At 44.1% G+C, this 2677-nt stretch carries 4 protein-coding genes; 3 read left to right on the plus strand and 1 reads right to left on the minus strand.

Going from position 1 to position 2677, the window contains the following annotated elements:
- Positions 1-105: 105 nt before the first annotated feature.
- The 3 genes from MHO32_RS25460 to MHO32_RS25470 all read left to right on the plus strand — a co-directional run bounded on the left by MHO32_RS25460 (position 106) and on the right by MHO32_RS25470 (position 1960).
- Positions 106-465, plus strand: a complete 360-nt coding sequence (locus MHO32_RS25460) for a GNAT family N-acetyltransferase (RefSeq protein ID WP_173364788.1) — start codon at positions 106-108, stop codon at positions 463-465.
- Positions 466-609: 144 nt separating this feature from the next.
- The gene (locus MHO32_RS25465; RefSeq protein WP_239214976.1) at positions 610-1149 is read left to right on the plus strand and encodes a CAP domain-containing protein; all 540 of its coding nucleotides are present in this window, start codon (positions 610-612) and stop codon (positions 1147-1149) included.
- A gap of 193 nt (positions 1150-1342) precedes the next feature.
- Positions 1343-1960, plus strand: coding sequence for a hypothetical protein (locus tag MHO32_RS25470; protein WP_005450025.1), 618 nt, complete (start codon positions 1343-1345; stop codon positions 1958-1960).
- Between the two features lie 81 nt (positions 1961-2041).
- Here the strand turns inward: MHO32_RS25470 and MHO32_RS25475 are convergent, their stop codons facing one another.
- Positions 2042-2461, minus strand: a complete 420-nt coding sequence (locus MHO32_RS25475) for a VOC family protein (protein WP_114320387.1) — start codon at positions 2459-2461, stop codon at positions 2042-2044.
- Positions 2462-2677 lie beyond the last annotated feature (216 nt).

The raw sequence follows: 2677 nt of genomic DNA on the forward strand, positions 1-2677 counted from the left end.
GATTCTTGATTTAGACCCACTAAACCTTTAAATCGCCGCCGCGTCTACAAACCAAGTCAGTCTCGCTGAACCTAGCATCTCGAGGTTACTTGGGTATATTTCGCAATCAATGAAAGAGAAGATTACGCGGAGTTTCTTGATAGTGACCCACAAGGTTATGAAGTGTGCTTTCTAAATGGTGAACTCGTTGGTGCTTATGGTTTGAGTGGCAAAACACAGGCATTTCATAGCTTGAACTGGATTTTAATCTCACCAAAAGCGCAAGGCATGAAGATTGGTCATGAGTTTATGAGCCGAGCGATTCACCGAGCTGAGCAGTTGAACATCCCCCAAATCAAAATCGCCGCAAGTCATTTATCTGCGCCGTTTTTTGCCAAATATGGTGCCGTAGAGCTGAACTACATCCCTGATGGTTGGGGTGTCGATATGCACCGTATCGATATGGAATTGAATCTCCAGTCGTAAGCAAATTCGAGCTATGAAAGCGTAGCGTGAGTATTTGGTTAAAACACCTTGCACCATATGGTGCTTTTATTGGTTTTTGTTAGGTTATTGAACTTGGTTATCGAAAGCGTTTTTTGCCTTTCGTCAAACAGATAAGGACAGACAATGCCAACAAAGATCTTAGTGCCTACTTTGGCGCTACTTCTCAGTGCATGCGGTGGCGATGGAGATTCGTCATCACCTGCAGACAGCGGCTCACAATCCCCTGATACACCACCTACAGCCACCACTTTTGCCGAGCAAATGCTTGCTGCAGTTAACGATGCTCGATCTAAAACTCAGCAATGTGGCTCAAGAACTATGCCTCCCGTTGGAGCGCTTACTTGGAGTTACGATTTAGAAAGCGCAGCGTATGGACACTCTAGCGATATGGCAAACAGTGATTTTATGAGCCATACCGGATCAAATGGCAGCACGCTTTCCAGTCGTGTCAATGCCACAGGTTATGCTTGGAGCAGGTTAGAAGAGAATGTCGCGAGAGGGCAACGTTCAATCGATGCGGTAATGAACTCTTGGCTATCGAGTGAAGGGCACTGCCTCAATATCATGAACGCCGACTTCGACCAGATGGGCTCATCCATGGTGGAGAACCAATCGACGAATTATCGCTATTACTGGACCCAAGTCTTCGCCAAGCAGCGTTGATGACGACAAATAGATCAGTCTGGACAACAAACAGATAAAGCCAGTAGAGGAGACTCAACTGGCTTTATTTTTATTTTGGTACAGTTGGTCTAAAAAATGACAAGATAAGTTTTGATCGATCATTCTTTTTATAGACCAAGTGGTCTTAAAAGGTTTGAAATGAATAAGCCGTCTAAATGAAGGGGATCGAATGATGTCTACGAGTAAAACTACGATAAAGAATGCGCATATCAATTGGGATTGTGAGGGTAAGTTCAACTTCACGACTGGGTTTGGTGCAACCAAAGCGGAATCCATGATCGCCAATTACGCAGCGTTTATTGCTCCAGTGATCCTCTACTTTTTTGCATGGCAAACTTTGGAGTGGAGTTGGCTTCAAATTATTGTCGCGTCATTGCTCACGTTAGATATGATTGGAGGTGTTCTGACGAACTCTTTAGGCTCGATGAAGCGATTTCTACATACCGACCAAAAACTTGAGCTGACTTGGATGGGCAAATTGGTAGGCAGCAAATTCTTGTTCCCTGCTATTCACTTTCAATTGTTTGCTGTGCCGTTATGTTTTGATGTCGCTTGGTCTTACGCGTTTTTCTGGTATGCCGTGATGATGGTATCGGTTGTGTTTTTGCACTTCCTGCCGCTTTATTTACAACGTCCGGTTGCGCTACTTGCAGTCATGTTATCCATCATTCTTTCGACATTAGTCCCGGCTCCGACTGGTTTAGAATGGTTAGCACCAATCTTCATTATTAAGTTAGTGCTCTCACACGGTGTTCGAGAAGAGCCTTACCGCCCGTCTCTTTCTCAATAGATACGAATATCGTTAAATTACGCCCCCTTGATAAACGAAACGCCAGCAAGGAATTCCTGCTGGCTTTTTTTATATTTGGTATTAACTCGTTAAGTTACGTAGTTTTGGATCATCGGTAAGGTATTCTACAAATTCGATTTCAAAGCCAGCTGGGTCAACAAAGTAAATGTTCTTACGGTATGGCTCTTTTGCGCCGGGTTGGGCAATTGGATAACCTGCTTCAATCAATCGTTTTGTCACACCGTCGATGTCATTAGTCACGTAGGCGAAGTGTGCGAGACCAACTTGGTGACCACTTAATTCTCGGTTGCTACCTTCGCCGTGGTCGCTCATTGCAATGTATTGGTACTCATCGCCAAAGTGCAGCCAGTTTCTCGGCTTTCCACTCCATTCGCCAGTACCTTCATCACGTACATACCAATGTGGAAATGCCGCTTGATAAAACTTCAGCATTTCTGGGATATCCTTTACCACTAAGTTCACATGTTCTAGTTGGATCATTGTGTGCTCCTTTCTGTCATTTCCTAGCCAACGATGAACATGCTAAAACCTCAAGTTAAGTTGAGGTAAAGAGCTTTTTTGGAATTTTTTATTGTAAGTGCTTTGGCTAATTATTTGGATCGAGTTTTTGGTGAGTAGATTCCCAGTCTCACCTAGGTTCGCGGGAATGACGGAAAGAGAGAGCTAAACGAACAGCGTCATTCTGAAGGAGCCTAA

The organism is Vibrio sp. MMH1-50, from assembly GCF_022347645.1.
In the GTDB taxonomy this organism is placed as follows: Bacteria; Pseudomonadota; Gammaproteobacteria; order Enterobacterales; family Vibrionaceae; genus Vibrio; species Vibrio harveyi.